The organism is Streptomyces sp. NPDC051664 (assembly GCF_044453545.1).
In the GTDB taxonomy this organism is placed as follows: domain Bacteria; phylum Actinomycetota; class Actinomycetes; order Streptomycetales; family Streptomycetaceae; genus Streptomyces.
The window spans coordinates 23,764-49,081 of sequence record NZ_JBITCU010000024.1 but is presented as its reverse complement, the minus strand read 5'-3'; the positions used below and the strand labels follow the sequence as shown (position 1 = coordinate 49,081).

The 25,318-nt window shown below is 71.0% G+C and carries 21 protein-coding genes and 1 pseudogene; 8 read left to right on the top strand and 14 right to left on the bottom strand.

Features of this window, described 5'->3' with window-relative positions; translation table 11 throughout:
• Positions 1-152 precede the first annotated feature (152 nt).
• Entirely contained in the window at positions 153-713 is a 561-nt protein-coding gene (locus tag ACIA8E_RS31160) for a GNAT family N-acetyltransferase (protein ID WP_399303023.1), read from the bottom strand.
• Positions 714-846: 133 nt separating this feature from the next.
• A complete protein-coding gene (locus ACIA8E_RS31155; protein WP_399303021.1) occupies positions 847-2,229 on the bottom strand; it encodes an MFS transporter in 1,383 nt (460 codons plus the stop codon).
• 175 nt (positions 2,230-2,404) lie between these two features.
• On the opposite strand from ACIA8E_RS31155, the gene ACIA8E_RS31150 reads away from it, so the two are divergent.
• The 3 genes from ACIA8E_RS31150 to ACIA8E_RS31140 all read left to right on the top strand — a co-directional run bounded on the left by ACIA8E_RS31150 (position 2,405) and on the right by ACIA8E_RS31140 (position 5,806).
• Positions 2,405-2,953 carry a winged helix-turn-helix transcriptional regulator gene (locus ACIA8E_RS31150; RefSeq protein WP_399303117.1) on the top strand — a complete coding sequence of 183 codons (549 nt, stop codon included), beginning with the start codon at positions 2,405-2,407 and terminating at the stop codon, positions 2,951-2,953.
• A 118-nt stretch (positions 2,954-3,071) separates the two neighbouring features.
• On the top strand, positions 3,072-4,916 hold the full coding sequence (locus ACIA8E_RS31145) for a S9 family peptidase (RefSeq protein ID WP_399303019.1): 1,845 nt from the start codon (positions 3,072-3,074) through the stop codon (positions 4,914-4,916).
• An 80-nt stretch (positions 4,917-4,996) separates the two neighbouring features.
• A complete protein-coding gene (locus ACIA8E_RS31140) occupies positions 4,997-5,806 on the top strand; it encodes an SURF1 family protein (protein WP_399303017.1) in 810 nt (269 codons plus the stop codon).
• 243 nt (positions 5,807-6,049) lie between these two features.
• On the opposite strand, the gene ACIA8E_RS31135 is transcribed toward ACIA8E_RS31140, so the two are convergent.
• The 7 genes from ACIA8E_RS31135 to ACIA8E_RS31105 form a co-directional block, all read right to left on the bottom strand.
• Positions 6,050-7,372, bottom strand: coding sequence for a hypothetical protein (locus tag ACIA8E_RS31135; RefSeq protein ID WP_399303015.1), 1,323 nt, complete (start codon positions 7,370-7,372; stop codon positions 6,050-6,052).
• Positions 7,369-8,034, bottom strand: a complete 666-nt coding sequence (locus ACIA8E_RS31130; protein WP_399303013.1) for a SigE family RNA polymerase sigma factor — start codon at positions 8,032-8,034, stop codon at positions 7,369-7,371. The genes ACIA8E_RS31135 and ACIA8E_RS31130 overlap by 4 nt, the downstream gene beginning before the upstream one ends.
• Positions 8,035-8,325: 291 nt before the next feature.
• The gene (locus tag ACIA8E_RS31125) at positions 8,326-9,390 is read right to left on the bottom strand and encodes an aspartate-semialdehyde dehydrogenase (RefSeq protein WP_399303011.1); all 1,065 of its coding nucleotides are present in this window, start codon (positions 9,388-9,390) and stop codon (positions 8,326-8,328) included.
• Positions 9,387-10,658: an aspartate kinase gene (locus ACIA8E_RS31120; RefSeq protein ID WP_267003613.1), complete on the bottom strand. Its 1,272-nt coding sequence runs from the start codon at positions 10,656-10,658 to the stop codon at positions 9,387-9,389. The genes ACIA8E_RS31125 and ACIA8E_RS31120 overlap by 4 nt, the downstream gene beginning before the upstream one ends.
• Positions 10,659-10,873: 215 nt before the next feature.
• The gene (locus ACIA8E_RS31115; RefSeq protein ID WP_326604982.1) at positions 10,874-11,533 is read right to left on the bottom strand and encodes a DUF5063 domain-containing protein; all 660 of its coding nucleotides are present in this window, start codon (positions 11,531-11,533) and stop codon (positions 10,874-10,876) included.
• A 92-nt stretch (positions 11,534-11,625) separates the two neighbouring features.
• Complete coding sequence (recR, locus tag ACIA8E_RS31110; protein WP_399303009.1) at positions 11,626-12,225, bottom strand: recombination mediator RecR; 600 nt, start codon at positions 12,223-12,225, stop codon at positions 11,626-11,628.
• Positions 12,226-12,298: 73 nt separating this feature from the next.
• A complete protein-coding gene (locus ACIA8E_RS31105) occupies positions 12,299-12,634 on the bottom strand; it encodes a YbaB/EbfC family nucleoid-associated protein (protein ID WP_078852974.1) in 336 nt (111 codons plus the stop codon).
• A 371-nt stretch (positions 12,635-13,005) separates the two neighbouring features.
• Between ACIA8E_RS31105 and ACIA8E_RS31100 the strand changes: the two genes are divergently transcribed.
• Positions 13,006-13,806, top strand: a complete 801-nt coding sequence (locus tag ACIA8E_RS31100) for an SLATT domain-containing protein (RefSeq protein ID WP_399303115.1) — start codon at positions 13,006-13,008, stop codon at positions 13,804-13,806.
• A gap of 59 nt (positions 13,807-13,865) precedes the next feature.
• On the opposite strand, the gene ACIA8E_RS31095 is transcribed toward ACIA8E_RS31100, so the two are convergent.
• From ACIA8E_RS31095 to ACIA8E_RS31085, 3 genes are all read right to left on the bottom strand, one after another.
• On the bottom strand, positions 13,866-14,516 hold the full coding sequence (locus ACIA8E_RS31095; protein WP_399303007.1) for a hypothetical protein: 651 nt from the start codon (positions 14,514-14,516) through the stop codon (positions 13,866-13,868).
• A 132-nt stretch (positions 14,517-14,648) separates the two neighbouring features.
• Complete coding sequence (locus ACIA8E_RS31090; RefSeq protein ID WP_399303005.1) at positions 14,649-15,380, bottom strand: GntR family transcriptional regulator; 732 nt, start codon at positions 15,378-15,380, stop codon at positions 14,649-14,651.
• Between the two features lie 112 nt (positions 15,381-15,492).
• The gene (locus tag ACIA8E_RS31085; protein ID WP_267003625.1) at positions 15,493-16,875 is read right to left on the bottom strand and encodes an aspartate aminotransferase family protein; all 1,383 of its coding nucleotides are present in this window, start codon (positions 16,873-16,875) and stop codon (positions 15,493-15,495) included.
• 177 nt (positions 16,876-17,052) lie between these two features.
• Between ACIA8E_RS31085 and ACIA8E_RS31080 the strand changes: the two genes are divergently transcribed.
• Entirely contained in the window at positions 17,053-18,906 is a 1,854-nt protein-coding gene (locus ACIA8E_RS31080) for a serine/threonine-protein kinase (RefSeq protein ID WP_399303003.1), read from the top strand.
• Positions 18,907-18,951: 45 nt separating this feature from the next.
• Positions 18,952-19,227, top strand: a pseudogene (locus tag ACIA8E_RS31075) (Ig-like domain repeat protein); the annotation flags it as partial.
• A 95-nt stretch (positions 19,228-19,322) separates the two neighbouring features.
• Here ACIA8E_RS31075 and ACIA8E_RS31070 read toward each other — a convergent pair.
• Complete coding sequence (locus tag ACIA8E_RS31070; RefSeq protein ID WP_399303113.1) at positions 19,323-20,774, bottom strand: helix-turn-helix domain-containing protein; 1,452 nt, start codon at positions 20,772-20,774, stop codon at positions 19,323-19,325.
• A 365-nt stretch (positions 20,775-21,139) separates the two neighbouring features.
• Between ACIA8E_RS31070 and dnaN the strand changes: the two genes are divergently transcribed.
• Entirely contained in the window at positions 21,140-22,279 is a 1,140-nt protein-coding gene (dnaN, locus tag ACIA8E_RS31065; protein WP_399303001.1) for a DNA polymerase III subunit beta, read from the top strand.
• 153 nt (positions 22,280-22,432) lie between these two features.
• Here dnaN and ACIA8E_RS31060 read toward each other — a convergent pair whose 3' ends face one another.
• Positions 22,433-23,314, bottom strand: coding sequence for a glycoside hydrolase family 19 protein (locus ACIA8E_RS31060; protein ID WP_399302999.1), 882 nt, complete (start codon positions 23,312-23,314; stop codon positions 22,433-22,435).
• A gap of 444 nt (positions 23,315-23,758) precedes the next feature.
• On the opposite strand from ACIA8E_RS31060, the gene ACIA8E_RS31055 reads away from it, so the two are divergent.
• Positions 23,759-25,288: a substrate-binding domain-containing protein gene (locus ACIA8E_RS31055; RefSeq protein ID WP_399302997.1), complete on the top strand. Its 1,530-nt coding sequence runs from the start codon at positions 23,759-23,761 to the stop codon at positions 25,286-25,288.
• The last annotated feature ends 30 nt before the right edge of the window (positions 25,289-25,318 follow it).

Sequence of the window (25,318 nt, the reverse complement as noted above, 5' to 3'; positions counted from 1 at the left end):
GGCCTGGCAGACATCGCGCAAGGGAAGGAGTTCCGTCGGGCGAGAAGTGGGGCGCCGCGTCTGCCGCCCCGGGCGCGGACGCGGGGGCCGCGGCGGCCGCTACGGCAGCGACGATCGGGCCCTGCACGGGGGCGTAGGCGAGGGCACCGGCCTCAGGACGACTGCTTGCCCGCACGCCATTCCGGTGCAAGCACCGACCAGATCTCCTCGTCGTGCCGCTTCCCCCGGTACAGGTAGCTTGCCCGCAGCACGCCGTCTCGCGTCATCCCGAGCCGCCGGGCCACGGCGATGCCGGCCTCGTTCGTCGCCGAGACCCACCACTCCACGCGGTGGATGCCCCGCTGCTCGATGGCCCAATCGATGATCACACGCGCGGCCCGGGTCACCAGCCCCCTGCCCACCGCCGACGGCTCCAGCCAGCAGCCTGCCTCGGCGGTGCCCTGCTCGATGTCCATGGTCCGGAGGAGGACCGCGCCGACGAGCTTGTCACCCGTCCAGATGCCGTGGAGCCGCCCGGCGTCGGCGGCGGCCTTCTCCGCGTACGCCTGGAGGAACGCCCGGCTCGACTCCAGGTCCGTAACGACGTCGGGCAGCGCGTTGTGCTGCCCGACGAACTCCCGCCCTCGGTCGATGTGGGCCAGGAACTCCTCGGCCCGCCACGGCTCCAGCGGGCGCAGCTCGGCGCCGTCGTCACCCAGGGAAATCGCGTACATCGTCACCTTCGACAGTCGAAGCAGCAGCGGACCTGGGAGCAGTCTTACGCAGCCCTGTTCGAGATGGCGGTCCGCCGGCACGACACCGGTGGACCGCCACCTCTCTGTCCCGTTCCGTTCCGTCTGTTACGTGTCAGGCGCGGCCCGCGGCGCCCGGCCGGGGCAGTGCGAGGGCGGTCGCCGCGGCCAGTACGGCGGTGGCGGCCGCCGCCCACCAGCCGTGCCGGAACGCGTCGAGCGCCTCGGCGGGGCCGTCCGGGGTGGCGAGCAGCGTGACCATCAGGGCCACGCCGAGGACGGAACCGGTCTGACGGGCCATCGTGGTGACGGCCGACCCGGTTGCGAACCGGGTGGGCGGCAGGGCCACCGCGGCCGCACCGACCAGGGTGGGCAGGGCGAAGCCGACGCCGATACCGGTGATCAGCATGCCGGGCAGGAGTCCGGCCGCGTAGTGCGGGGCCGTATCGAGCGCGACGGCCCACCAGCCGAGGCCCACGGCGAACAGCAGACAGCCGAACGCCGCTGTGCGGCCCGCGCCGAAGCGGCGGATCACGGGGCCCGACGTGACGGTGAGCACCGGTACGACCAGGGGCCCGGGAGCGATGGCCAGTCCGGTACGGATCGCCGAGTAGCCCCACACCTGCTGGCACCAGAGCACCGATGTCAGCAGCATCGCCGCGAACGCGACGGAGAAGAGCAGCGCAGCGAGGGTCGCCGCCGCGAAGGCCGGGGTGCGCAGCATCGGCAGTTCGACGATCGGGGCGCTGTGCCGGGCCGAGCGCAGCCAGAAGGCCCCTGCGAGGACGACCGTCGCGACGAGCGAGCCGATCACCTCCGGCGAACTCCAGCCCCAGGCGTCCGCCTTGACCAGGCCGAGCGCGAGTGCGCCGATGGCGAGCGTGAGCAACGCGGCGCCGGCCAGGTCCGGCAGCCGCCCGTCGCGGTCCGGGCGGGCATCGGGCAGCAGCCGGGCCCCGGCCACCAGGCCGACCGCACCGACCGGCACGTTGACGAGGAACACCCAGCGCCAGTCGGCCTCCACGAGCAGCCCGCCGATCACGGGCCCCAGACCGGCGGCGATTCCTCCGATCGCCGCCCAGCTGCGGATGGCCTGCGGCCGGCGCTCCGGCGCGGTGTTGACCAGCAGCAGAGCCAGCGAGGTGGGCATCAGGGCGGCGGCTCCGGCCGCCTGCAGGGCACGGGCGGCGACCAGCCAGCCGACCCCGGGGGCGACGGCACACAGCACGGAGGCCACGGTGAAGGCCGCCAGGCCGAGGAGGAAGCCGCGCCGGTGCCCGTACCGGTCCGCGAGCCGGCCTGCGACGACGAGCAGTGCGGCGAAGACGATCGCGTACGCGTTGAGCACCCAGGACAGCGAGGCGAGCGAGCTGCCGTCGAAGGAGTCACCGAGGGCGGGGACGGCCACGTTGACGATGAACAGGTCGAGGTTCACGACGAAGACCCCGGCCGAGACGATCCAGGCCGTCGCACGGGATCCAGTGGATGAACTCTTCACGGACCCGTTCGCCGGGCCCTTCGCGGGCCTGTTCGCCGTGGGCGGCCCGGGCTCCGCGGGCGGGGCGGGCGGCCTCGGGTCGGCCGGGCCCGCGAGTGAGTTTGATTTTCCAACTGTCATGACGGCAAGGTAGCGCCAGCAAGTTTGAGATGGCAACCTTGCAGGGGTGAGTGCAATGAATGGTTCCGGCAGCCGTATCGACATCGGCGCACTGCCCGGCCGCCCGTGTTCCGCCGCCGCCGCACTGCAGGTGGTGGGCGAGAAGTGGGCGCTGCTCGCGGTGCGCGAGATCTTCTTCGGCAATCACCGGTTCGAGGCGATCGCCCGGAACACCGGTGCACCCCGGGACCGACTCGCGGCCCGGCTGCGGTCACTGGAGCACGCCGGGGTGGTCGAGCGGCGCCCGTACAACGAACGGCCGCTGCGCCACGAGTACCACCTGACCGAGGCGGGCCGGGACCTCGCTCCGGTGATCCGGGCCCTGCTGAACTGGGGCGACCGCTGGGTGCACGAGGAGCCGCCGGTCGTCGTGGTCCATGGACCGGCGGCCACCACGGACGCGGAGAGCCGTGGCGAGGGCGACGGCGCACACGGGCATGACCTGGACGCCGCGTGGATCTGCCGCACCTGCGGCGAGGAGATCGCGAGGGGCACCCTCACCGTCGACGTCCGCTCCCCCGGCTGGGACCGGGCCGGCCCCGCACCCGAACCGACGACACCCTGACAGCCCGTCAGCCGTACCGCGTGCGCGACGCCGTGCCCGGGCCGGCCGGTCCGGCAGTTTTCCACAGGCTGCGGACGATGCGAGCCGAGTGTCCGGCCCCCGGCGCAGAATGGGGGGCATGACTGAGATCACTGGCTCGACGACCGATTCCGTTCCGGCGCCGACGACCGATTCCGTTCCGGAGTGGGAGCAGCGCTTCCGGGCGCCCCGGGTGTCGTTGCCCGACTGGGCGGAGGACGCGCCGGACCGTGCGCTGTTCGTCTCCAACGCGACGGGGACGTACGAGCTGTACGCGTGGGACCGGTCGACCGGGGAGCAGCGGCAGGTCACCGACCGGCCGAACGGGACGACGGACGGGATACTGACGCCGGACGGCGAGACGATCTGGTGGTTCGACGACACCGACGGCGACGAGTTCGGGGTGTGGATGCGCCAGCCGTTCCACGGCGGCGAGAGCGGCGGGGCGGCGGACGAGCCCGCGGCTCCCGGGCTCGAACCCTCGTACCCCGCGGGGCTCGCGATCGGGCGGGACGGGACGGCGGTGGTCGGCCGGTCGACCGATGAGGACGGGACGACGATCCATGTCGTACGCCCCGGGGCTCCGCCCGTCGAGATCTACCGGCACCGTGAGTCGGCGGGCGTCGGGGACCTGTCGCACGACGGGACGCTGATCGCCCTGGAGCACACCGAGCACGGCGACGCGATGCATTCGGCGCTGCGCGTGGTGCGGCCGGACGGGACAACGGTCGCCGAGCTCGACGACACCAAGGGCGGTACGCAGGAGCTGGGCCTGTCGGTGCTGGGCTTCGCGCCGGTGGCCGGGGACACCCGGCTGCTGGTCGGGCATCAGCGGCGGGGCCGCTGGGAGCCGATGATCTGGGACCCGGTGGCGGGGACGGAGACGGATCTTGCGATCGATCTGCCCGGTGACGTGGGCGCCGAGTGGTATCCGGACGGCTCCGCGCTGCTGATCGTGCACGGCTTCGAGGCCCGCAGCGACCTGTGGCGGTACGAGCCGGGGGCCGACAGCGCCCCGGTGCGGGTGGAGACACCCGCCGGATCGGTGTCGGGTGCCACGGCCCGGCCGGACGGCACCGTGGAGTACCTGTGGTCGTCCGCCGACCAGCCCCCCGCCGTGCGGTCCACGACGGGGGCGGTGGTGCTCGATCCGCCGGGTGCGAAGGCTCCGGCGTCCGTGCCGGTGGAGGACGTGTGGGTGGACGGGCCCGGCGGCCGGATCCACGCGCTCGTGCAGCGGCCCGCTGCCCCGGCCGAGGGTCCGTTTCCGACCGTCTTCGAGATCCACGGCGGCCCGACCTGGCACGACAGCGACGCCTTCGCGTCCGGGCCCGCCGCCTGGGTGGACCACGGCTACGCGGTCGTCCGCGTCAACTACCGCGGCTCGACGGGGTACGGGCGGGCCTGGACGGACGCGCTCAAGCACCGGGTCGGCCTGATCGAGCTCGAGGACATCGCGGCGGTCCGGGAGTGGGCGGTGAAGTCCGGGCTCGCGGACCCCGCGAAGCTGGTCCTGGCCGGGGGCTCGTGGGGCGGCTATCTGACGCTGCTCGGCCTCGGTACGCAGCCGGAGGACTGGGCGCTGGGCCTGGCCGCGGTCCCGGTCGCGGACTACGTCACGGCGTACCACGACGAGATGGAGGCCCTGAAGGCGATGGACCGCACGCTGCTGGGCGGTACACCGGAGGAGGTGCCGGAGCGGTTCGAGGCCTCGTCCCCGCTGACGTACGTCGACGCCGTGCGGGCGCCGGTCCACATCTCGGCGGGGGTCAACGACCCGCGCTGCCCGATCCGCCAGGTCGAGAACTATGTGGAGCGGCTGAAGGCCCGGCAGGCGGTGCACGAGGTGTACCGGTACGACGCGGGGCACGGCTCGCTCGTCGTCGAGGAGCGCATCAAGCAGGTACGGCTGGAGCTGGGCTTCGCCCGGCGCCACCTCGGGTAGCGGGCGCCCCGGCCACCGGGGTGGTGACGTCGGCGGCACCCCGCTCCGGGGTTCCGGAGCGGGGACCGTACCGTGGAGGGGTGTACCGGTTCCTGCTGACCCCACGATGGTGGGGGATCAACCTCTTCGCCGTACTGGCCATCCCGCTCTGCGTCTTCATGGGCACCTGGCAGCTCGGCCGCTTCGAGGACCGCGTGCAGTCGCACGAGCAGGCCGCGAAGCAGCCGGCCCCGGGGGCGAGAGCCGCAAAGCCTCTCGATGATCTGCTGCCGGTCGACACGGTGACGTCCGGCCGCCCGGCCACCGCCACCGGCCGGTACGCCGACCAGTTCCTGGTGCCCGGCCGCGAGTTGGACGACAGGAGCGGCTTCTACGTCCTGAACATGCTGCGCACCGACGGCGGCAAGGCCCTGCCGGTGGTACGCGGCTGGCTGCCGGGCAGGCCCGGGCACACTGCGGTGCCCGCCGCGCCGACCGGCGAGGTCACGGTGACCGGCGACCTCCAGGCGTCCGAGAACACGGGCACCGACGGCGTCGACGCGGCGGGAGGCCTCCCCGACGGGCAGCTCGGCATGATCAGCGCCGCGTCCCTCGTCAACCTCGTGCCGTACGACGTGTACGACGCATGGGTGACGCTCCAGGACACCGACAGCAGCGGCGACGCCGAGGACAGCGCGCTGCGCCCCGTACCGGCCGTGGCGCCGCAGGGCAGCGGTCTCGACCTGAAGGCGTTCCAGAACCTCGGCTACACCGGCGAGTGGTTCGTCTTCGCCGCCTTCGTGCTCTTCATGTGGTTCCGGCTGGTCCGCCGCGAGGCGGAGGCCGCGCGGGACGTGAAGCTGGGCCTCGTGCCCGACACGGACACGGACACGGGTACGCGCACAGCCTGAGCCGTCCCGGCGTGCGCACATACGTGAGGGGGGCCCGCCGGTTCGACCGGTGGGCCCCCCTCACGTATGCGTCATGGTGCTGAGGGCTGTCCCGTAACCCCTGGCGGGCGCACGACGACAGCTACGGCACCTCGCTGCGTTGTGGGAACGCCCGAATACGACCGGTACGATGACGCCCCTCCGCCTTGCGATGCACCGCATCCGACGGCGCGCGCTGATCCACCAGGGATTACGGGACGGCCCTCAGGCCGTCGGCGGGAGCACGCCCGTCCGGTAGATCGTGCCCGCGCAGGCGTTGGGGATCTTCGCCTCCGCGACCGGCGCCCCGGGCTCCGGGGTGTGCGTCACAGCGACGCTGCCGTCGAGCGTCGTGCCGCCGTCCTCGCTGCCGAGCTGCACATCCGCCTGCGACGTGCTGTTGTCACCGGTGCCGTCGGAGGTACCCGCCGCACCGTCGGTCGGGGTCGGGGTCGGCGATCCGCCGGAGGTCGGGCAGGTGTCCTTCGGGACCCAGGCGAACTGCACCTCGTACGCCTGGGTCGGCTTCAGCAGCACTGTGCCCGCCTCCTGCGACGGGTCGGGCAGTCCGGCCGCCGCATCGCCCGCGGTGTGCTGCACGACGTCGATCTTGGCCGGGTCGGCCGCGCCGCTCGCCTGGAAGCCCACGGTGCCGCTGGTGGTCACCGAACAGTCCTTGCCGGAGACGTTGGAGATCCGGAAGCTGCCGTACACCGTGCCGTCGGCACCTGCCGCGCCCGTCTCGGCCGAGGCGACGCCGAGCTGGCTCGGGTCGCAGACGGGCATCGAGGCCGCCGTGCTGTCGGCGAGGCCCGCACCGCCGTCGGCCGCGTCGTCGTCGGCGCCCTGGCCGTCGGTGTCCGAGGGGCTGCTGGCACTGTTCGGGTGGCCGTTGCCGCCGGTGCCCTGTCCGTCGGCCGCGCCGCCACCGGCCTTCTCACCGGCTGCCGAGCCGGTGTCGGAGCCGCTGCCGCCCTGTGCCTGCTCGCCGTGCGCGGCGATGGCCGGGTTGGCGGTGCCCGAGCCGTCGGAGTTGGCGACGTGTACGAACGCGGGGATCGCGGTGCCGATGAGCAGCACCGCCGCCGCCGCTCCGACGACGGCCTGCCGCTTCCTGGCGCGCCGGGCGGGGACGGCGCGCTTCAGATGGTCGAGGGTGCCGTCGCCGGGTTCGAGGCCCTCGACAGCGCCCCGCAGCATACGACGCAGGACGACCTCGTCCAGGTCCGAACCGGAGCCGTCGAAGTCACCGGAGCCGCCACCGGCACCCCGGCCCGATCCTGCACCCGGGCCCACGCCCGGTACCGCGCCGAAGAGGGCCGTCAGGCCGGCGAGCCGTTCCGTTTCGGCGGTGTCGTCTCCCCCGCCCTGCGTTTCCGGCACTCCCTCGACGGACATGGCGCCCGTATCCGGGTTCCCGTCCGAGTTCACGTTCGGCGAGTTGGACGCATTCTCCGGCCCGTGGTTCACAATTCCGTTTCCAGTCCGGTCGATCTCACGCTCGTGCGTGCGTTCCTGCGCGGGGTCCTTGTGCTCGCGCCAACTCATGTCTGAGCCTCCATCACGGCGCGCAGCGCCGCGATACCGCGGGAGCCGTACGCCTTGACCGAACCCAGGGAAATCCCCAGTGTCTCGGCCACCTGGGCCTCGGTCATATCTGCGAAATAACGCAGCACCAGCACCTCCCGCTGGCGCCGTTGCAGCCCCCGCATCGCTTTGATCAGCGCGTCCCGCTCCAGCTGGTCGTACGCACCCTCCTCGGCACTCGCCATGTCGGGCATCGGCTTGGAGAGCAGCTTCAGCCCGAGGATGCGGCGGCGCAGCGCGGAGCGCGACAGGTTGACGACCGTCTGGCGCAGGTACGCGAGTGTCTTCTCCGGCTCACGTACCCGGTTCCGCGCCGAGTGCACGCGGATGAACGCCTCCTGCACCACGTCCTCACACGACGCGGTGTCGTCCAGCAACAGAGCCGCGAGGCCGAGCAGCGAACGGTAGTGGGCGCGGTAGGTCTCGGTGAGATGGTCGACCGTGGTACCGGCTGCTGCCACGGTCTCCTCAGCACCCCCGCGCTGCGACGGCAGCTGGGCCGGGCGCGCAGCAGGCATGGGCGCAATCACCGGCATACCGCCGGGTGCGCGGGGCCGCCGGAGCGGACGCACTGAAGCGCCTCGCAACGGGCCCACCACTGTGATGTCGAGAACCTCTGCCACGCCAGTTGGACACGCGTCCCCCCGTCAGGGTTGTACGCGTGCGGCACCGCGTTTGACGCTGTGCGACATGCCCTCATACGTACCTGCTCTTCCACAAATGCCCCGTTTTCGCGCCCCACCACTCGCGAAGTGACGGCATAGACGCGCGCTGCCCGACTACTGGTTCCAGCGGGCCGAAGGTCATCGTCGGACACCACAACGCCCCAGCTCAAGAGGTTCAGACCAGCGTCTTGCTCACAAGGGCTTCACAGAACGTACAAAACAGGTTCGATCGTGAACCGTCGGGCCGGATCAGGCGCGGGGAAACTCGGCAGCCACGGATTCGGCGATCTGCGCCACGTTCAGCGCCGCCCCCTTGCGCAGGTTGTCGCCGCATACGAACAGCTCCAGGGCGCGCGGATCGTCCAGCGCCCGCCGCACCCGCCCCACCCAGGTCGGGTCGGTGCCCACGACATCGGACGGCGTCGGGAAGTCGCCGGAGGCCGGGCTGTCGAACAGGACCACACCGGGTGCGGTCGCCAGGATCTCGTGCGCCCGGTCGACCTCGACCTCGTTCTCGAAGCGGGCGTGCACGGACATCGAGTGCGTCGCGACGACGGGTACGTACACACAGGTCGCCGCCACCGGAAGATTCGGCAGGTCCAGGATCTTGCGGCACTCGTCGCGGATCGCCAGCTCCTCGGACGACCAGCCGTCCCCGGCCTCCGTTCCGGCCCAGGGCACGACGTTGAGGGCCACCGGAGCGGCGAAGGGCGAGTCCTCGGTTTCCCCGACGGCCCGGCGTACGTCTCCGGGCTTGGTGCCCAGTTCCGTACCCGCGACCATCGACAGCTGTTCGCGCAGCGCCGCGACGCCCTCTCGGCCCGCTCCGCTCACCGCCTGGTACGAGGAGACGACGAGCTCCCGCAACCCGAACTCGGCGTGCAGCGCACCGATCGCGACGATCAGCGACGCCGTGGTGCAGTTGGGGCTGGCGACGATGCCCCGGGGCCTCATCCGTACGGCGTGGGGGTTGATCTCGGGCACGACCAGCGGCACATCCGCGTCCAGCCGGAACGCCGCCGAGTCGTCGACGACGACCGCGCCCTTGGACGCGGCGATCGGCGCCCAGCGCGCGGACACGTCGTCGGGCACCAGGAAGAGGGCGACGTCCACGCCGTCGAACGCGTCCTCGGTGAGTTCGAGGACTTCGGTCTCCTCACCGCGTACGACCAGCTTGCGGCCGGCCGAACGCGACGAGGCGATCAGCGACACTTCGCCCCAGACGTCCGCGTGCTGCGAAAGGATCTGGAGCATGACGCCGCCGATCGCCCCGGTCGCTCCGACGACCGCGAGCGAAGGGCGGCGGGGTGTCATCGGCCGGTGCCCCCGTACACGACTGCCTCGTCGGAGTCGCTGTCGAGACCGAAGGCCGTGTGCACGGCGCGCACGGCCTCGATGACGTCGTCGGCGCGGGTGACCACCGAGATGCGGATCTCGGACGTCGAGATCAGCTCGATGTTCACACCGGCGTCGGACAGCGCCTCGAAGAAGGAGGCGGTGACCCCGGGGTTGGTCTTCATACCCGCGCCGACCAGGGAGATCTTCGCGATCTGGTCGTCGTAGCGCAGCGACTCGAAGCCAATCGTGCCGCGGTTGCGCTCCAGGGCGTCGATGGCCTTGCGGCCCTCGGCCTTCGGCAGCGTGAACGAGATGTCGGTCAGACCGGTCGACGCGGCGGAGACGTTCTGCACCACCATGTCGATGTTGACTTCCGCGTTCGCGATGGTGCGGAAGATCGCGGCGGCCTCGCCCGGCTTGTCGGGCACGCCGACAACGGTGACCTTGGCCTCGGAGACGTCATGGGCGACTCCGGAGATGATCGCGTGCTCCACCTTCTGGTCCCCTTGCGGCTCGTTGCTGACCCAGGTGCCACGCAGTCCGGAGAAGGACGAGCGGACGTGGATCGGGATGTTGTAGCGGCGTGCGTACTCCACGCACCGGTGCAGCAGTACCTTGGAGCCGGACGCGGCCAGCTCCAGCATGTCCTCGAAGGAGATCCAGTCGATCTTCCGGGCCTTCTTCACGACCCGCGGGTCGGCGGTGAAGACACCGTCCACATCGGTGTAGATCTCACAGACCTCGGCGTCCAGCGCGGCCGCCAGTGCGACGGCGGTGGTGTCGGACCCGCCGCGGCCGAGGGTGGTGATGTTCTTGCCTTCCTGGCTCACCCCCTGGAACCCGGCGACGATGGCGATGTTGCCCTCGTCGATCGAGGTCCGGATACGGCCCGGCGTGACATCGATGATGCGCGCTTTGTTGTGGACCGAGTCGGTGATGACGCCGGCCTGGCTGCCTGTGAACGACTGGGCCTCGTGGCCCAGGTTTTTGATCGCCATCGCCAGCAGGGCCATGGAGATCCGCTCTCCTGCGGTCAGCAGCATGTCGAACTCACGCCCGGCAGGCATCGGTGACACCTGCTCGGCGAGATCGATCAACTCGTCCGTCGTGTCGCCCATCGCAGACACCACGACAACCACCTGGTTGCCGTTCTTCTTGGCATCGACGACTCGCTTGGCGACGCGCTTGATGCCTTCGGCATCGGCTACGGAGGAGCCTCCGTACTTCTGCACGACAAGGCCCACGTGCGCTCCTCGCTCATTCCATTGCTTCGGTCCGCTCAGTTTAACGAGCAGTCCGGAAACGCCCCGCCGATATCGCATCGTGAGATGTCCCGCTCACCACGTGATCTCGACGTGTCGCCCCGAACTGCTCGTACCGGGCTGCTGCCCGGCGCACCGGAATCCACTCCTGTATGTGCCCCACTCCACACGCCGGGCCGCTCGGTGCGGCCGAACGGCTACTTCACCGGGCGCAGGCCCAGCGGTCCCGCGATCTCCTCCGCCATCACCCGGCCCGCCTCCTCGGCCAGGTCGTCCTCGCCCGCGTCCTGGTCCGTGTCCAGCCCGTCCAGCTCCTGGAGGGGCTGGTTCAGGCGGATGTGGGCGACCAGGGACTGGATGGCACGCAGGGTGGCGGAGGCGGTGGAGCCCCAGTTGGAGAAGTACGAGAACTGCCACCACCACAGCGCCTCGGTCGTGCGGCCCGCCTCGTAGTGGGCCAGGCCGTGGCGCAGGTCCGTGACCAGGTCGGCCAGGCCGTCGGAGATGCGGCACGGGACCGGGGCCTTGCGGGGCTCGTACGGGTCGAAGACCTCGGAGTAGACGTCGATCGGCTCGAGGAGGGTCGCGAAGCGCTCGCGCAGGCCGTCCGCGTCCGGTTCGGCGCCCAGGTCCGGCTCGTAGCGCTCGTCCGGGACGATGTCCTCGTACGCGCCGAGGCGGCCCCCCGCCAGCAGCAGCTGGGAGACCTGGAGAAGCAGGATCGGGACGGCCTGCTCCGGCTCGTCGACCTTGGACACCTCGGTCACGGCGACGATGAACGACTTGATCTGGTCCGCGATCTGGACAGCGAAGTCGTCCGGATCCTGCGTGACGGAGTTCAGCGTGGCGTCAGACATCGAGGGGACCTCCCGTGGGCACGGTCACGAACGGTGAGTAGAAGATAGCGTCGCTGAACGTAAAACCGTCGTGAGACGTGGTGGTACAGGTGCTACACATCGAGCAGCCGCCTCCCCTCGAACGCGCGGCCCAGGGTGACCTCGTCCGCGTACTCGAGGTCGCCGCCCACCGGCAGCCCGCTGGCCAGTCGCGTCACCCGCAGATCCATCGGCTTGATCATCCGCGCCAGATACGTCGCGGTGGCCTCGCCCTCCAGGTTGGGGTCGGTGGCCAGGATCAGTTCCGTGACGGACCCGTCGGCGAGCCTCGCCAGCAGCTCACGGATGCGCAGATCGTCCGGACCGACGCCCTCGATCGGGCTGATCGCCCCGCCGAGGACGTGGTAACGGCCGCGGAACTCTCGGGTCCGCTCGATCGCCACGACATCCTTCGGCTCCTCGACCACACAGATCACCGTCCGGTCGCGACGCGCGTCGCGGCAGATCCCGCACTGCTCCTCCTGCGCGACATTGCCGCACACCGAGCAGAACCGGACCTTGTCCTTGACCTCCAGGAGGGCATGGGCGAGACGGCGTACGTCGGTGGGCTCGGACTGCAGGATGTGGAAAGCGATCCGCTGCGCGCTCTTGGGGCCGACGCCGGGCAGCCTGCCCAGTTCGTCGATGAGGTCCTGGACCACGCCTTCGTACAACGGAACGCCTTCCTGAGCTGAGACCCGCGGCTGTCGCCGTCGTGGTACGTACGGTAGTTGGTGTGCTGACGGATCAGAAGGGCAGACCGGGCATGCCGCCCAGCCCCTGGGCCAGCGGGCCCAGCTTCTGCTGCTGAAGCTGCTGCGCGTTCTCGTTCGCCGCCTGGACGGCGGCGACGACCAGGTCGGCGAGCGTCTCGGTGTCCTCGGGGTCGACGGCCGCGGGGTCGATGACCAGGCTGCGGAGCTCGCCGGAACCGGTCACGGTCGCCTTCACCAGACCGCCGCCCGCCTGCCCCTCGACCTCGGTCCTCGACAACTCCTCCTGGGCCTCGGCGAGGTCCTGCTGCATCTTCTGGGCCTGCTGCAGCAGCTGCTGCATATTGGGCTGACCACCACCGGGAATCACGGTCACTCCTGGCAATTCGACGACAAAAGTTTCGGGTATGCCGAGCCTACGTGGTCCCCGGGCACCACGCCCCACCCACTGGCGAGCAACCCTTTCGGGTGAGATCCCGTCAACGACAGCGACTCCTATACCTGATCACAGGCCCTACCCACCCAGAAATACTGCGATTTCGACCCCACGGCCCACCATTCGGCGGTAGGAAGGGCATGCGTATCAGTACGCACACGTGCACCGCCCGTCACGCAGGGTTACGTAAGCGGGACAGGTCGGCCACGTCGAAAGTCCGCCCGCCGTCGAGTGCACGCGTCGAAGCACGCGTTGGTACGTCGATACGCAGAGTGCAGAGGAGTGCCCCGGTGAGCCAGCCGGAGATGCAGCCCGAGGGAGCGCCCCGCAACGAGCCCGGTGCGCCGGGTTCGGCCGTTCCGCCGGGTTCGGGCCCGGAGACGAGCTCGGGCCTGGGCCCGGGTCTGGGTTCCGGTGCGCGGGGCGGGGATCTGACCGGGCAGCCGTTCCCCCTCGGTGACTGGGGTGAACCCGCGGAACGCCTCGACGAGCTGTACCGCTACGTCGAGGCCGACGCGCTGCGCACCGCCGGCTGGTACCTGGCCGACCGGGTGTGGAAGCGGCGCGGCGCCAGGGCGCTGCGGATCGGCACGGCGGCCGGAGTGGTCGCGGGTGCCGCGCTGCCGCTCCTCGATCTGACGGGGGCACTGGACGGCTCAGCCGGCTGGGGCTATCTGTCGCTGTTGCTGGGCGCCGCGTGCATGGCCTGCGATCGGTTCTTCGGCCTGACCTCCGGCTGGATAAGGAACCTCGCCACGGCCCAGGCCGTGCAGCGACGGCTCCAGGTGCTGCAGTTCGACTGGGCGTCGGAGTGCGTACGGGAGGTGCTCGGGCCGACCGAGGGGACGGCGAGCGAGGCGGCGGAGCGGTGCCTCGGGGTGCTGCGACGTTTCTCGGAGGACATCACGGAGCTCGTGCGGTCCGAGACCGCGGACTGGATGGTCGAGTTCCGGGCCGGGCCCGCGCCGATGGGGATGCAGGCACTGGTGTCCGGCAGCGGGGTCGGGGGGCGTACGGAGCAGTGGATGCCGCCGGGGCGGTTCCCGCTCCAGTCGATGGCCCGCCCGAACATGCCGCGGCAACGGCCCCCGGAGCCACCGCGGTGACCGGCGATCGGCGGCTCCGGGCGGGCTGGTGACTCCGGGGCGGGGGCCCGGCCGTCGCGTCAGCTGAAGATGATCATTGAGCCTTGGGCGAGACTTCGGGTCACCGCCGCGTGCAGGCCCAGCCAGACGTGCCGTTCCCGGGCGAACGGACTGTCGTCGTACGGAATCGGGCTCGCCGGCTCCTCCAGGGAGGTCGGTGCGGCGGGCGGTGCGGGGGCGGCCGGCGGGTTCGCCGGGTCGATGCCGATGGAGGGGGCGACGAACTCCAGCTCCCGCAGCAGCCCGTGTGCCGAGCCCAGCGGGCCACCGCCCTCCAGCAGCTCGTCGTTGGTGAGCGGGGAGGGGAAGTCCACGGGGACGTACGCCCCCGCGTGGTCGTAGTGCCAGACCAGATGGGACTGCTGCGCCGTCGGCTCGAACATCTCCAGCAGCTGCTCGTAGTCCCCGCCCAGTTCGTCGACGGGTGTGACGGCGAGGCCGCTCAGCTGGAGCAGATAGGCGCGGCGCAGGAAGTGCAGGGCGTCGTAGTCGAAGCCCGCCACGGGGGCCACGTCGCCGGTCAGGCCCGGCATGTAGGCGTACACGGGTACGGCCGGCAGTCCGGCATCGCCCAGCGCCTTGTCGTAGAGGGCTATCTCTTCGGCGAACGGATTGTCGGGGCTGTGGCACAGCACATCGACGAGGGGGACCAGCCACAGGTCACAGGCCACGAAGTCTCGCTCTCCAACGGGTTCTCGCAAGGGTGCGTGCGATGGTCGGGACAGCGTAATGCGATCGGCACGTTGCGCACAGTGGTCCCTCATGACCGGCTCGGGAACACCTTGTTGCCGAGCCGGTCGTCCCTACGGCGCCTTCGGCTTCCCGCCGTGCCCCGGGTGCGCCGGGTTGCCGGCCGCGAGCCGGTCCGCCCACATCAGCGAGCGGGCGTTGTAGTCGTCGATCACCGCACGAACCGCGTCGTGGTCGCCCAGCGTGATGGCCGCGACCAGGGCGGGATGGCCGTTCCAGAGCCAGTCCCGTACGTCCACGTCGCCGCGAAGGTACGGCACGGCGAACACCCAGCACTGGACGCGCAGCCGGTGCAGGAAGTCGGTGATGTACGTGTTGCCGACGAGTGCGCCGAGCTCACGCCAGAAACGCAGGTCGTAGCCGATCAGGATGTCGAGGTCGCCGCCGCGCGCCGCCCGCGCGGCCTCATCGGCTCTGCGTCGCACCGAGACCAGTGACTCGCGGTACTTCGCCGCCTGCATGCGCGAGGGCGGCGGTCCGGAGAAGATGTCGCGGATGACTCCGTCCATGACCAGGGTGCGGGCCTCGACCATCGCCCGGTAGTCGGCCACGGTGAACTCGTGCACCCGGAATCCGCGGTGCTGATCGGATTCGAGCAGGCCCTGCGCCGAGAGGTCGAAGAGCGCCTCGCGCACGGGCGTCGCGGAGACCCCGTACTGCTCGGCGATCTGCTTGACGGTGAACTCCCGCCCCTGCTGCATACGCCCGGCGAGCACCTCGTCACGCAGCGCGTCCGCGATCTGCTGCCGCAGCGTACTGCGGGTCACAGCTCCGCCCGCGCCCATGGCGACCCTCCCTCTTCGGCTGCGGCCACCTTAAGCCAGGGCCGGTGTGCCCGGTTCCGGGCACGGGGAGGAGCGCCATGCGGGATGCGTACGGATGCGTCGGACGGATGCGTCAGACGGTGTGCTCGTCCGCGACCGACAGGGCCACGTCCAGTGCCGCCAGACCCTCCTTGGCCTCGGCCTCCGTGACGTTGCAGGCCGGAACGGCGTGGGTGCGGTTCATGTTGATGAAGGGCCACAGGCCGTTCTTCTTGCACGCAGCGCCGAAGGCCGCCATCGGAGCGTTGGCCTCGCCCGACGCGTTGTACGGGACGAGCGGCTCGCGGGTCTCCCTGTTACGGACCAGGTCCAGCGCCCAGAACGCGCCGAGGCCGCGCACCTCGCCGACCGACGGGTGGCGCTCGGCGAGCTCGCGCAGGCCGGGACCGAGGACCGTCTCGCCGATGTGGGCCGCGTGCTCGACGACCTTCTCGTCCTCCATCACACCGATGGTGGCGACGGCGGCGGCGCAGGCCAGCGGGTGACCGGAGTAGGTGAGTCCGCCCGGGTAGGGGCGGGTCTCGAAGGTGGCGGCGATCTCGGCGGAGACGGCGACGCCGCCGAGCGGCACATAACCCGAGTTGACGCCCTTGGCGAAGGTCATCAGGTCGGGCGTGACGTCGAAGTGCTCGGCGGCGAACCACTTGCCGGTGCGCCCGAATCCGGCCATCACCTCGTCGAGGACGAAGACGATGCCGTACCGGTCGCAGATCTCGCGGACACCGGCGAGGTAGCCGGGCGGCGGCGTCATGATCCCGGCCGTGCCGGGGATCGTCTCCAGGATGATCGCGGCGATGGTGGCGGGGCCCTCGAAGGCGAGGGTGTCCTCCAGGTGCTGGAGGGCGCGGGCGCACTCCTCGGCCTCGGTCTCGGCGTAGAACGGCGAGCGGTACAGGAACGGGGCCCAGAACCGGACGACGCCCGCCGAACCGTTGTCGGACGGCCAGCGGCGCGGGTCGCCGGTCAGATTGATGGCCGTCGAGGTGGCGCCGTGGTACGAGCGGTAGGCGGAGAGCACCTTCGTACGGCCGGTGTGCAGCCGGGCCATCCGGACGGCGTTCTCGACGGCCTCGGCACCGCCGTTGGTGAAGAAGATCTTGTCCAGGTCGCCGGGGGTCCGCTCGGCGATGAGGCGTGCGGCCTCGGAGCGGGCCTCGATCGCGAACGCGGGGGCGAAGGTGGCGAGCTTGCCCGCCTGCTCCTGGATCGCTGCGACGACGGTGGGGTGCTGGTAGCCGATGTTGGTGAAGACGAGGCCGCTGGTGAAGTCCAGGTAGCGGTTGCCGTCGTAGTCCCAGAAGTACGCCCCCTCGGCGCCGGCGACGGCGAGCGGGTCGATCAGGCCCTGGGCGGACCAGGAGTGGAACACGTGCGCACGATCGGCGGCCTTCACGGCCGCACCGGCCGCGGAGTCGACCTGCGGAGCGTGGGATCCATGGGAGGCATGAGGGGTCATGCGGCGAGCGTAGGTCGTGCGGTGAGCGGCTCGACATGGCCATCTTGTATGGCGTGGGGCGGTTTGGTGGGCAGGGTGTCGGGTCGGCGGCCGCCGTGTCCCGGCCCGGCCTTCCGCCGGACGCTATCCTCATGCCGCATCGGCGGCGTGTCGCCGGAGGGGGAAGGACTGCACACCATGGACAAGCTCGGCTCCGGGGATCCGCAACGCATCGGCGCATACCGCCTGCTGGGGCGGCTGGGCGCGGGCGGCATGGGGCAGGTCTATCTGGCCCGCTCCGACCGGGGCCGTACGGTCGCGATCAAGCTGGTACGCCGGGAGCTCGCCGAACAACAGGAGTTCCGCGACCGCTTCCGTCAGGAAGTGCGGGCCGCCCGCCGGGTCGGGTCGGCCTGGACTGCCCCCGTACTCGATGCCGACACCGAGGCCGCGGTGCCGTGGGTCGCGACCGGGTACGTCGCCGGGCCGTCCCTCCAGGCCACCGTCTCCGGTCGCGCGGGCGCCGCGGCGGGTCCGGGTCCGGGGGCGTACGGTCCGCTGCCCGAGCGTTCGGTCCGCATCCTGGGGGCCGGACTGGCCCACGCACTCCGGTCCATCCACTCCGCCGGCCTCATCCACCGGGACCTGAAGCCGTCCAACATCCTGCTGACGATCGACGGTCCGCGGGTCATCGACTTCGGTATAGCCCGGGCGCTCGACACCGTCACCGACGGGGGTCTCACCCGCACCGGCTCGCTGGTCGGATCACCTGGCTTCATGGCGCCGGAGCAGGTGCGGGGTGAGCGGGTGACCGCCGCGTGCGATGTGTTCTGCCTCGGCTCGGTGCTGGCGTACGCGTCGACGGGCCGGCTTCCGTTCAGTGGGGCGGACAACGAGGTCCATGCCCTCCTCTTCCGGATCGCACAGGAGGAGCCGGACCTGACCGGTGTCCCGGTGGACCTGGTCGACCTCGTCCGGGACTGCCTCCGCAAGGACCCGGCCGACCGGCCGGCCACGGAGGCGATCCTGGAGCGGCTGGTGGAGGGCGAGACGGCCGAACCGTGGCTGCCGGGCGCACTGATCGCCCAACTCGGCCGCCACGCGGTGGAGTTGCTGGACTCGGAGGATCCGGAGGAATCGGCGGGGGTCGCGGGGCCGCAGGACGCGGTGCCCCCCGTGGGCGATCCGCAGCCTCCATCGGCCCAGGCGCCCGGCGCAGTCCACGCGCTCCCCACGGTGATCGGCACCCAGCCCCCCGCGCCGGCCCCGGCCCCGCACCCGGTCCCTGGGTTCGGACCTCCGCCGCCCGGACAGCCCGCCCCCGGGTACGGCTACCCGCAGCTGCCCGCCCCACCGCACCCCGGCCAGGGCTACGGCTACCCGCAGCAGCACCCAGGCTTCGGCTCCACGCCCCCGTACGGCCCGCTCCACCCCACCGTCGCGCCCGGCGCGCAGCCCGCGCCGACGCGACGCAGCACGGGGTCGACCATCGCGCTCGTCGCGGTCGCGGTGCTCGTCGCGATCGGTGCCGGCGGCTCGGTGTACGCGCTCATGAGCGACGACGGCAAGAAGCCCGCCGCATCGCCCACCGCATCCCCCTCCGACTCCTCCGACCCGTCGGACTCCCCCGTCCCTGACGACTCCCCGTCCTCCACCGGCCCGGCCCCCGGTGACGAATCGAAGAACGACGACGGGCCCATCCCCGAGGCCTACCTCGGCACCTGGTCCGGCACCATCGACAACGCCACGGGGCACTCCACCCGCGAACTCGTCATCCAGCAGGGCAAGGTGGGCCAGGCCGTCCTCACCCTCACCGCGGAGGGCCCCATCGACAGCGGTGGCACCTACCGCTGCGTCTTCCAGGCGGACCTGACCTCCGAGCCCTCCCCCGACGGACCGATCAACATCGGCCCCTCCACGGTGACGCTCGGCGAACCCATGTCGTCCTGCACCCCGGGCAAGGCCACCACACTCACGCTGCTCCCGGAGGGCACCCTGCGCCGCGAGAACACGGAGACCGGCGAGCAGCTCACCTACACGAAGAACGACTGATCCACCGTCGGACCGGTCCGGCGCCCGGTCCAAGGGCTGTCCCGTAAGAAGACCAACCCGGTCTTCACCACGACCATGACGTACTACAAGAACCGCTCGCACAGGCTGAACCTGGAGATCTACTACCAGGGCAAGTGGTACGACGCGGGCTCGCAGTACTTCAAGCTCGGGACCAACGGCAAGTCCGTCGTGACGCTGACCGGCACGCACGACACCGGCTACCGGATGCGCATGCGCGCCTCGTACATCAACGGCTCGTCCGGCGACAACGTGAACTCCACCACCTACGGCGCCTGGAAGTACTTCTACTTCACCAAGTAACCGGGCGAGAGGGTCGACTGCGGGGCCGGGCGGATGCCCGGCCCCGCAGCGCTGTCCGTAGGCATCGACCACCCTGACCGGCTGCGGGGCGGTCCTCACACGGTTTCGGTGCCGTCCGCGACGTCCAGCGCGTGGAACGCCAGCCACAAGTCGTAGCGCGCGCTGGGGGTTTGGAGCAGCGAGCGTTGAAGTACGGCTTCGAGGCGTGTGAGGCGTTTGCGGATACCCGGCACGGAGATGCCCAACGCTGCTGCGGTCGGCCCGAGTTGGGCCTCGCACTTCAGCCAGGTGCGCAGGGTGGTCTCGGCCGCCGCACCGGCCGCGGCGAGCGGGCGCAGCTGCTCGTCCGCCCACTGCCCGACGGCGGGACGCCGCAGGATCTCGTCCAGCGCGCCGGCCGGTACGGGCTCCGTGGGCCGGGCGGCGCGCGCGGGTGCGGCCCGGATACGCAGAGCCAGGTCGAGCGCCGCCTGATCGGCGACCCGGTTGAGGTCCAGGCCGAGCAGCTCGCCGATCAACCGCAGTCGTGCGGCTAGGGTGTTGCGGTGGATTTTCAGGTGCTGCGTCGCATGCGACGAGAACGCCAGCCAGGAGGAGAGGGTTGCCGCCAGCTCCTGGCTGCCGGGGTCCTGGATGCGTCGTGGCAGGTGGGTGAGCAGCGGTGCCAGCAGGGTGTCGGCCCACTGCGCGCCCGCCTCGCCGACGACCAGGGCCGGTTCCGGTGCCGAGCCGAACCGGGCGTGCCGCGCGGGCATTCCGCGCGCCACGGCCAGGGCGTGGAACGCCTGCCGGTATCCGGTCGCCGTGTCGCTCAGCGGCACGTCCTCGCTCACCCCCACGACACAGTCGTCCACCACGGCGGCGACGTCGAGGCCGAGTCGCGGATCGGCGCCGTCCGGCCCGGCGGGCACGATGAGGATCAGGTGGCGTGCGTACACCGGGCACCGCACGATCCAGGACCGGCCGCCGGAGATGTCCGTGCACACCCGCGCCACCTCGTCCCGCCGGCCGCCCGAGCACTGCACCACACAGACCTGGACGGGGTCCGGCAGCGTGGGCTTCAGCGCGCCCGCCACCTGATGGGCGATGGAGAGCTGGCCGGTCATCAGCAGATGCAGCACCGCTTCCCGGCCGCGGGACTCGGCGAGGTCGACGCGGCGGCGCTTGCGTTCGACCGTCTCGGCCGCCCAGCACATGGTCAGGGGCATCGCCACGTCGGCGAGAAGCGCGGCCAGTCCGTCCGGCAACGGCCGGCGGGCGACGACGGCGAGGATCGGTGCGGGGGCGTCGGGAGTGCCGTCGAGAGGCAACAGCAGGGCGGTGTCAGGGCCCTTGTCGAGAGCGAAGGAGCGGCCGCGGAGAGCTGTCAGCTCCTTCACGCCCTCGGTGGCCAGCGCGAGGGCCGAGGCGCTCGTGAGGTCCGGGGTGCGGGCCACGCCGCGCAGGACGGTGCCGTCGCTGTCGAGCAGACCGGCCCAGCCGCCGGCCCGCCCCGACACCCAGCGCAGCAGCTCCTTCGAGCCGCCGGCGCGGGCCAGGCGGTGCATCCGCAGCACGTCGTCGGCACGTTCCCCTGCTCGCACCGGTCCCCTGCTCCCTCCTCGTCCCGCACTCCACAGAAAAGCGGAGTGCAGCGTACCGGTTTGACTGTGCGAACTGATACCCCTGTACCGCTCACACAGTGCGAATTGAATCTCCCTGCCGTCTACCCACGGTCCTAGAGTCCGAACGTGTTCCGGGGGCGTCGGGGGAACACGCGGCCGCCTCGGACTCGGGGGACGACGGGGAGGCACGGCGGCAGCGACCCACGGGGGTGGTCGCTGTCGTCGGCCGCACCGGCCCTGGGCCGATTGTCAGTGGCACCGCCTAACGTCGGGTCATCACCTGGACCGACGGAGAAGGGCGCCCCGCCATGGAGTTCCGTATCGATCGCAGTGCACTGACCGATGCCGTGGCCTGGGCGGCCCGCGTGCTGCCCACCCGCTCCCCCGTGCCGGTGCTCGGCGGGCTGCTGCTGGAGGCGGACAGCGGGTGGCTGCGGATCTCCGGCCTCGATTACGAGGCGTCCGCCTGCATCGAGGTCGAGGCGGAGACCGTACGGGCCGGGCGGGTGCTGGTCATGGGGAGACGGCTGCTCGATGTGTGCCGGGTGCTGCCCGAAAGTCCGGTGGTGTGCGCGGTGGAGGGTTCACGGTTCTCGGTGACCGGCGGCGATGCCCGGTTCGGGCTGTCGGTGCTGCCGCTGGACGACTATCCGGCGCTGCCGCCGCTGCCCGGGGTGCTGGGGGCAGTGGACTCGGAGGAGTTCGCCGCGGCCGTCGCGCATGTGGCGGTGGCCGCGGGCCGGGACGACACACTGCCGACCCTCACCGGGATCCGGGTGGGACTCGACGGCGACACGATGACGCTGGCCGCCACCGACCGGTACCGCTTCGCGGTGCGCACGCTCGGATGGAAGCCGGCGACGGCGGATGTCTCGGCCGACGTGGTGGTGTCGGCCCGGCGCCTGACGGAGATCACCCGCTCCTTCGGCCGTTCCGGCATGGTCAGCGTCGCCCTGGACGCCGGATCGGCCGGCTTCGAACTCGCCGGAATGCGCACCACGGTCCGGCTCCTGGACGGCCGGCTCCCCCGGCACGACAAGCTGTTCGCGATGGCGGACCCGACGACCGCGGTGACGGACCGGGCGCCCCTGGTCGAGGCCGTCAAGCGCGTGGCGGTGGTCGCGGACGGCGACAGCCCGCTCCAACTGGCCTTCTCCGGCGACTCGGTGCTGCTTCAGGCGGGGTACGAGGACGATGTCGCGTCCCAGCGGCTGCCTGCTGTCCTGGAGGGCGCCGATGAGCTGACGGTCGCGTTCAAGCCCTCGTACCTGATGGACGCCCTGGCCTCGTTCGACGCGCCGGTCGTCCAGTTCGGCCTGATGGGTCCGGGGCAACGCGCCATGATCACCGGCCGGACGGCCGAGGACAGCACGGCGGAGACGGACCAGGTCGCCGCACCTCGTCCGACGCACCGGCACCTGTTGATGTCGTTGAAACCACTGGTCTGAGGCCGGCGCAGTGACCGGACTCCGGCAACCGGAACCTCCGGCGAACCTTCCGGAAGACCGAAAGCGGGGGCGGGTCCGGGCCGTGGCCGGACACGCCCCCGTCGGGCGGAGGGATCCACAGGCTGTGGATCGGCAGGTCGATTCAGCGGCGGATCAGCAGCTCAGGTTCGAGCCGGGGGTGGTACCGAGGATCTGCACGAACGCCTGGTACCGGTCGATACGGCTCTGGACCTGGGCGGGGTTGCCGCCGTTGCATTCCAGCGAGCCGTTGATGGAGCGGATCGTCTCGCCGAAGCCGGCGCCGTTGACCATCGCGTTGTGGGCCGTCATGGTGCCCGGACCGTTCTGGGTGTTCCAGTACCAAAGACCCGTCTTCCAGGCCACGGACGCGTTCTGCTCGACCAGGTACGGGTTGCCGAGCAGGTCGATGCCGAGTGCGTCCCCCGCTGCCTTGTAGTTGAAGTTCCAGCTGAGCTGGATCGGGCCGCGACCGTAGTAGGCGGACTGTCCGGCCGGGCAGCCGTAGGGCTGGCTGGTGTCGCAGTAGTGCGGGTAGTTGGCCGTGTTCTGCTCGACCACGTACACCAGTCCGCCGGTCTCATGGCTGACGTTGGCGAGGAACGCCGCCGCCTCCTGACGCTTGACCGTGTCGCTTCCGGTGTTGGCGAAGCCCGGGTAGGCGCTCAGGGCCGCAGTCAGTCCGCTGTACGTGTAGAAGGGGTTCCGGCTCGGGAACATCTGGTTGAACTGCGCCTCGCTGACGACGAATCCCGACGGGGTGCCCGGATCCGTGCCGCCGCCGCAGCTGCCCTGGTCCGCCCAGACGTCGGAACTGCCCGGCTGCTCGTTCTGGGTCCACCACTTCGCGGTCCAGTTGCGCCCGTTGTACGAGGCCGCTCCGCCGCCCGTGTAGACGGACGAGGCGTTCCAGGGTGCCGCGCACTCGGCCGCCGAGGCGGTGGAGGCGGGGAGAACGACGAGCATCGCGACGACCGCGCCCAGCGCGGCCAGCATGCCCATGACGCGTCTCATCATGTGATCACTCCTTCGGTGCGGTGCACCGAGCTCATCGGTGCACCGCCATGGGGGGTGACCGTCACTCAAGCGCCGCTGGTCTGTACCTGTCAAGGTCTAGACCAGCGCGTGAAATCTTTCCGAAGAGGTGCCGCAGAGTGCGTCCACAGCGAATACGCCGCGCCGAAGCGGCCCTCAACAGGAGGAATTCCGGAATTAGTTCATCCGGATCAAGGGGCGGACAGGTGGTCGTACCCGAAGGAAAAACCTTCGGGCCCGTCCAGCATGCGGAACGACGAACCGGTCGGCCTGCCGGACCCCGCCGCTGCGCGAACGGCAGGCGAACGTCAGCCGAAAGGATCCGGTTGCCCGCCCCAACTCCCCTACCGCACACATACGGTGACCCGAACCGGGGGCCGGTGGTGCACGCGTGCACGCGTTCGACGAGGGGAGCGCGAGGAAGCCGTGGAGTGGTTCAGCGCCGAGAACATCGTGGCCGTGTGCACCGCCGTGCTCGGTGTCCTGGCCTCCATCGGAGTGCTCTGGTACGAACGCCGCGTACCCCGCCGCAAGCGCATCGGCTACCGGGTCCAGATGGACACCCCGATCGGCAGCGACGTCAGCGAAGGCCGGGCCAATGTCCGGCTCGGGCTCTTCAGCGAGACGCCCGACATGGCCGATGCCACGCTCGTCCTGCTGCGCGTCGAGAACGACGGCTCGCAGTCCATCGCAGACAACGACTACACGGGTCGTGAACTGCACGGACTGACCGTGGAGTTCACCGGCCGCACCGTACGCGGCATCGCGGTCACCCAGGCACCCGGCGCCGACCATCTGATGGAGCACTTCACCCCGGCGGGCGGGATGCGTCACAGCGGCCGGCTCATCCGGCTGCCGCGCGTCCCCCTCAACCGGGGGGAGCACTTCAAGCTGCTGGTGCTGCTCACCGGCTCACACGTGGGCAGCCCCATCAGGATCACCGGCGGCATCCGGGACGGCGAGGTGACACCCAACACCGCTGCCCGCCCCGACGACAAGCCCCCGATGTTCGGCCGGGCCGCCCGGCTCATCACCGTGGCACTCACCGTCTGCGTCATCACCCTGGCGTCGATCATCCTGGTCCGCGACGGCACCCCGCCCCCGATGGGCTGCGCCCGGGGCACCCTGACGGTGACCGGCTCCACCGCCTTCGAACCGGTCGTGCGGGAGCTGGCGCAGAAGTACGAGAAGGAGTGCGAGGGTTCCGCCGTCACCGTCGACGCGCACGGCAGCAACGCGGGGATACGGGAGCTCGCCGACCGGGGCGCGACAGCCGGGACGTCCGGCTCCCCCGCGCTGATCGCCCTCTCCGACGGCCCCAAACCGCACGGCTACCCGCAGCTGCGCGAGAACCGGGTCGCGGTCTCGCTCTTCCGCCTGGTCGTCAACGACCGGGTGCCCGTCAAGAACCTCTCCCTGGCCACGGTCCGGAAGATCTACCGGGGCGACATCCGCAACTGGAAGACGCTCGACGGACCCGACCTGCCCATACTCCTGGTCAGCAGGGATGCCAACTCCGGCACCCGCGAGGTCTTCCAGCGCCGCGTCCTCGGCCACAACGAACCCGCACAGTCGTCCCGCGACTGTGCCACCAAGGACGATGCCGCGGCCCGGGTCACCCGCTGCGAACTCGACTCCACCGACCAGGTCCTGGCCACCGTCGGCCGGCTCGACGGCGCGATCGGCTACAGCGAGCTGCGCTCCGGAACCGTGCTGAAGGGGGCGCACCAGCTCGCGATCGACTCCACCGTCCCGTCCGTCGACACGATCGGCTCCAGCACCTACCCGTACCGGGAGATCGAGTACGCCTACACGTACGGCCAGCCCCCGGCCGACTCGCTGGCCTCCAGCTTCCTGGGCTATCTGAGCCGCGGTAACGGCCAGGACGTCATCCGTACGCACGGACATCTGCCGTGCGCGACGCCGAAGGGTCTGCGGATCTGCGGGGAGGAGTGAAAGCGCGGAGGGGCCGGGGCAACAGCCGCC

Bases quoted from the DNA above. Each gene is read 5' to 3' on its own strand.
- ACIA8E_RS31160 (WP_399303023.1), bottom strand. From the start codon at position 713: ATGTACGCGATTTCCCTGGGTGACGACGGCGCCGAGCTGCGCCCGCTG.
- ACIA8E_RS31150 (WP_399303117.1), top strand. From the start codon at position 2,405: ATGAATGGTTCCGGCAGCCGTATCGACATCGGCGCACTGCCCGGCCGC.
- ACIA8E_RS31145 (WP_399303019.1), top strand. From the start codon at position 3,072: ATGACTGAGATCACTGGCTCGACGACCGATTCCGTTCCGGCGCCGACG.
- ACIA8E_RS31135 (WP_399303015.1), bottom strand. From the start codon at position 7,372: ATGAGTTGGCGCGAGCACAAGGACCCCGCGCAGGAACGCACGCACGAG.
- ACIA8E_RS31125 (WP_399303011.1), bottom strand. From the start codon at position 9,390: ATGACACCCCGCCGCCCTTCGCTCGCGGTCGTCGGAGCGACCGGGGCG.
- ACIA8E_RS31115 (WP_326604982.1), bottom strand. From the start codon at position 11,533: ATGTCTGACGCCACGCTGAACTCCGTCACGCAGGATCCGGACGACTTC.
- ACIA8E_RS31100 (WP_399303115.1), top strand. From the start codon at position 13,006: ATGCAGCCCGAGGGAGCGCCCCGCAACGAGCCCGGTGCGCCGGGTTCG.
- ACIA8E_RS31090 (WP_399303005.1), bottom strand. From the start codon at position 15,380: ATGGGCGCGGGCGGAGCTGTGACCCGCAGTACGCTGCGGCAGCAGATC.
- ACIA8E_RS31085 (WP_267003625.1), bottom strand. From the start codon at position 16,875: ATGACCCCTCATGCCTCCCATGGATCCCACGCTCCGCAGGTCGACTCC.
- ACIA8E_RS31080 (WP_399303003.1), top strand. From the start codon at position 17,053: ATGGACAAGCTCGGCTCCGGGGATCCGCAACGCATCGGCGCATACCGC.
- ACIA8E_RS31070 (WP_399303113.1), bottom strand. From the start codon at position 20,774: ATGCACCGCCTGGCCCGCGCCGGCGGCTCGAAGGAGCTGCTGCGCTGG.
- dnaN (WP_399303001.1), top strand. From the start codon at position 21,140: ATGGAGTTCCGTATCGATCGCAGTGCACTGACCGATGCCGTGGCCTGG.
- ACIA8E_RS31060 (WP_399302999.1), bottom strand. From the start codon at position 23,314: ATGATGAGACGCGTCATGGGCATGCTGGCCGCGCTGGGCGCGGTCGTC.